The organism is Kineococcus gurbantunggutensis (genome assembly GCF_050871925.1).
Taxonomy (GTDB): Bacteria; Actinomycetota; Actinomycetes; order Actinomycetales; family Kineococcaceae; genus Kineococcus.
In genome coordinates, this window is record NZ_JBJLSG010000261.1 from 1 (window position 1) to 4,304 (window position 4,304).

Annotated in this window: 4 protein-coding genes and 1 tRNA gene; 2 read left to right on the forward strand and 3 right to left on the reverse strand. The window is 75.6% G+C overall.

Going from position 1 to position 4,304, the window contains the following annotated elements:
* Positions 1–73: 73 nt before the first annotated feature.
* Together ACRYR7_RS24595 and ACRYR7_RS24600 are read right to left on the reverse strand one after the other, a co-directional pair.
* On the reverse strand, positions 74–886 hold the full coding sequence (locus ACRYR7_RS24595; RefSeq protein WP_432574959.1) for an FRG domain-containing protein: 813 nt from the start codon (positions 884–886) through the stop codon (positions 74–76).
* A 126-nt stretch (positions 887–1,012) separates the two neighbouring features.
* The gene (locus tag ACRYR7_RS24600) at positions 1,013–1,414 is read right to left on the reverse strand and encodes a hypothetical protein (protein WP_432574960.1); all 402 of its coding nucleotides are present in this window, start codon (positions 1,412–1,414) and stop codon (positions 1,013–1,015) included.
* 193 nt (positions 1,415–1,607) lie between these two features.
* Here ACRYR7_RS24600 and pyk point away from each other — a divergent pair, with 193 nt between their 5' ends.
* Positions 1,608–3,047, forward strand: coding sequence for a pyruvate kinase (gene pyk, locus ACRYR7_RS24605; RefSeq protein WP_432574962.1), 1,440 nt, complete (start codon positions 1,608–1,610; stop codon positions 3,045–3,047).
* Between the two features lie 85 nt (positions 3,048–3,132).
* Here pyk and ACRYR7_RS24610 read toward each other — a convergent pair.
* A tRNA-Leu gene (locus tag ACRYR7_RS24610) sits at positions 3,133–3,206 on the reverse strand.
* Between the two features lie 142 nt (positions 3,207–3,348).
* On the opposite strand from ACRYR7_RS24610, the gene ACRYR7_RS24615 reads away from it, so the two are divergent.
* Positions 3,349–3,966: an ANTAR domain-containing response regulator gene (locus ACRYR7_RS24615; RefSeq protein ID WP_432574963.1), complete on the forward strand. Its 618-nt coding sequence runs from the start codon at positions 3,349–3,351 to the stop codon at positions 3,964–3,966.
* Positions 3,967–4,304 lie beyond the last annotated feature (338 nt).

The window sequence follows — 4,304 nt, forward strand, 5'->3', positions numbered from 1 at the left end:
CGCAGCTGCCCCGGCCCACCCCCGCCGCGCCCCCGCGCGGCGGGGCCGCTGCGCGTGCGGGGGTGGCGGCCGGTCAGCGCCGCGGCGGGCTGGAGTAGTACCGCGTCAGCCAGCGGCTGAGCCCGTCCAGGCCGGGGAAGAGCACGCGCTCGGTGACGTTGGCCTGGTCCAGCCGCTCGCGCACCTGCCGCTTCAGCGCCGCGGGCACCACCAACTTGCGCACCAGGGGCGGCTCGGCGCGCGCCAGCCACTCGTCGGGCCGCTGCGCGGGGGAGGAGACCACCGAGAAGCTCGCGTACTGGTTGACGATGCGCTCGTCCAGCGACGGCGGCTCGAAGAACACCATGAACGGCTCCTCGTCGAGCGCGTCGAAGCGCGCCAGGGTGGGCGCCACCTCGCCCAGCAGCTCCACCGTGAACGCGGTGCCGCCCGAGCGCTCCAGCGCCTCGCGCACCCCCGGCGGCAGCCGCCGGTGCACCGCCACGAAGTCCGCGCTCCACACCGCGCCGTCCTCGTCGTGGCGCTCCACCTCGGCGGTGGCGAAGTGCAGCGCCACCAGCGGGGAGTACGTCCAGTCCAGGATCCGCGTGGGCAGGCCGTGGTGCTGCGCCAGCGTCAGCCACTCCCAGTCGTTCTCCTGGTGCCGGAACGGCACGCGCGAGTACTTGCGGAAGTTGCGCAGCAGGTCCGTCTCGCGCTCCAGGCGCCCCAGGCGCTGCACGGAGGTGCGCAGCCCGTACCCGGCGCACGGCAGGCCGCGGTGCACCACGTTGGAGTGGTAGCGCCCGGCGCGCTGCGGCCACGGCTCGGAGAACAGCAGGTCCTGCAGCTCCGCCCACGAACCGGGCACGACCGTCTCGACGCCGGGGTGGTCCACCGCTGGCACCGCTGCTCCTCAGTCCCGCGCGCGCCCGCGCGCCCGACGGCCCCGCTTCGACCCGTCCCGATCGTGCCGCAGCCGGTGCCCCGGTGCCCGGCGGGGCGCGTCGGCGCGCGCCGGGCACCGGGCGGCTCACCAGCTCGCGACGGTCTCCCGGTCGTAGGACCACACGGCCGAGTCGCTGATGACCGTCACGTCGGCGGCGTGCCCGGCCAGGCCCCGCGCGGCGGCGGCCTCCTCGACCTTGACCAGCGCCCGCTGCGCGGCGCTCTCGGCGTCCAGGCCGTCGCCGTCGACGCTGATGACCACGTCGTGCTCGGGGGCGTCGACCGACTCGATGCGCGGGTGCGCAGTGCGCAGGGCCGCCACGAGCTCCTTCAGCGCGTCCCCCGGCCAGTCCGCGTCCGCGTGCAGGCGCACGTACACCGCGTACTCGTGCTCGAGGTCGGCCACGCCCTCCTCGATCAGCTCGTCGATCTCCAGGTCCACCGCGGTCCCCAGGACCACGTCGTCCCGCTGCGCTCCCGTCGTCATGGGGGCCAGCATGACGCACGCGCCGCGGCCCGCACGCCGGGGTCCGCCGCCCGCGCACCCGGCGTGCGGGCGCGCGACGGGCGGGTGGCGCGGGGGTGGCGCGGGGGTGGCCGGGGCGGGGCCGGACACACCCGGCGGGGTGCTGCCGCGCCCCGCGGCGCACGCGGCGCGGGTGGCGGCATAGGGTCGGGTCATGCGCAGAGCGAAGATCGTCTGCACCCTCGGGCCCGCGGTGGCCGGCCCCGAGCGGTTGCGGGCCCTGGTGGACGCCGGCATGGACGTCGCCCGGATGAACCTGAGCCACGGATCCCACGACGACCACCGGGCCAACTTCGAGGGGGTGCGCGCCGCGGCGGAGGCCACCGGCCGGTCCGTGGGCATCCTCGCGGACCTGCAGGGCCCGAAGATCCGCCTGGGCCGGTTCGCCGACGGCCCCCACGACCTCGCCGTCGGCGACGTCTTCACCATCACCACCGAGGACGTGGTGGGCACCAGGGACGTGTGCTCCACCACGTACAAGGGCCTGACCGGCGACGTCTCCGTCGGCGACAGCATCCTCATCGACGACGGCAAGGTCGGCCTGCAGGTCACCGCCGTGGAGGGCCCGCGGGTGGTCACCCGCGTCACCGTCCCCGGCCCGGTGAGCAACAACAAGGGCATCAACCTGCCCGGCGTGGCCGTCAGCGTCCCGGCCCTGTCCGAGAAGGACGTCGAGGACCTGCGCTTCGCGCTGCGCCTGGGCGTGGACATGGTCGCGCTGTCCTTCGTGCGCTCGGCGGCCGACGCCGACGACGTGCACGCGGTCATGGACGAGGAGGGCGTGACCGTCCCGGTCATCGCCAAGGTGGAGAAGCCGCAGGCCGTGCAGAACCTGCGCGAGGTCGTCGCCGCCTTCGACGGCATCATGGTCGCGCGCGGCGACCTGGGCGTGGAGCTGCCGCTGGAGGAGGTCCCCCTCGTCCAGAAGCGCGCCATCGAGCTGGCCCGCCGGCAGGCCAAGCCGGTCATCGTCGCCACCCAGATGCTCGAGTCGATGATCGGCGCGCCGCGCCCGACGCGCGCGGAGGCCTCCGACTGCGCCAACGCGGTGCTCGACGGCGCGGACGCGCTGATGCTCTCGGGCGAGACCAGCGTGGGCACCTTCCCCTACGAGGCGGTGCGCACCATGGCGCGCATCATCGAGAACACCGAGACCCACGGCGCCGAGCGGATCGCCCCGCTGGGCAGCACCCCGCACACCAAGGGCGGCGCCGTGACGCTGGCGGCCTCGGAGATCGGCCGGCAGCTGGACGCCAAGCTGCTGGTGACGTTCACCCAGTCGGGCGACTCCGCCCGCCGCCTGTCGCGGCTGCGCTCGTCGATCCCGCTGCTGGCCTTCACCCCCGACGAGGCCACCCGCCGGCGCCTGGCGCTCAGCTGGGGCATCGAGGCGCACCACGCGCCGTTCATCAACACCACCGACGAGATGGTCAAGGCGGTGGACGCCCGGCTGCGCGAGATGGGCCGCTGCTCCGAGGGCGACCTGGTCGTCATCGTCGCCGGTGCCCCCCCGGGGATCGTCGGCTCCACCAACGCCGTGCGCGTGCACCGCATCGGCGACGCCACCGCGGGGGTCTCCTCGGCGTACGCCTGAGGACCGCGGGCGCGGGCGGGGGGACGGACCGGTGCGGTCCGTCCCCCCGCCCGCACCGGGCGCCGTCGGCGCGGGCGGTGCGCGGTGCCCCGGGTGGGATTCGAACCCACACTGGATCGAGTTTGAGTCGACTGCCTCTGCCGGTTGGGCTACCGGGGCGCACCGGTGCGGCGGTCCGCTGCCGGCCCGGGGGGCCGGCCGGCGGTCCCGGGCACGTGCTGGGCACCCTACCGGGCGCCGCGGCGCAGCCGGTGGGCGGCGGGTCCGCGGGGCGCCGCCGCGGGGCGACTAGGATGCGCGTGTGACCAACACTTCCGACACCGCCGCGACCCCGTCCTCGACCGCTCGCCGCGTGGTCGTCGCGGAGGACGAGGCGATCATCCGCCTCGACATCGTGGAGATGCTCCGGGAGGCCGGCTACGACGTCGTCGGCGAGGCGGGCGACGGCGAGCAGGCGGTCGCCCTGGCCGAGGAGCACAAGCCCGACCTGGTCGTCATGGACATCAAGATGCCCGTGCTCGACGGCATCTCCGCGGCCGAGCGCATCGTCAAGGCGCGCATCGCGCCCGTGGTGCTGCTGACCGCGTTCTCCCAGGCCGAGCTCGTCGAGCGCGCGCGCGACGCGGGGGCCATGGCGTACGTGGTCAAGCCCTTCACCTCCGCCGACCTGCTGCCCGCCGTGGAGATCGCCGTCAGCCGGCACCAGCAGATCATGGCGCTGGAGGACGAGGTCGCCGACCTCGCCGACCGCTTCGAGACCCGCAAGCTCGTCGACCGCGCCAAGTCCAAGCTGCAGACCCAGTTCGGCATGACCGAGCCCGAGGCCTTCCGCTGGATCCAGAAGACCTCCATGGACAAGCGCCTGACGATGCGCGAGGTGGCCACCACCGTCATCAGCGCCGGTGACGACCGCTCCTGACCCGCACGCCGCGGGCAGCGCCCGCGACACCGCTCGGCCCCGCAGCCCCGGCACGCTCAGCGTGCCGGGGCTCCGTCGTGCCGGCAGGTCGTTCTGCCCACCCCGGGGGCTCCGCACCATTCCTTTTGTGTAACGGACCGGTGAACTCCGGGCCGTCCACCCCCCGTGCACCTCGCCCTCGCCTACTCTTCACCCGGCTCCACCGCCCCCCGGTGCGGCGGGGGGGGGGGGGGGGGGGGGGGGGGGGGGGGGCCGGGGGGGGGGGGGGGGGGGGGGGGGGGGGGGGGCGCGCGGGGCGCCGGGGCGGCGGGCCGGGGGGGGGGGGGCGGGGGGGGGGG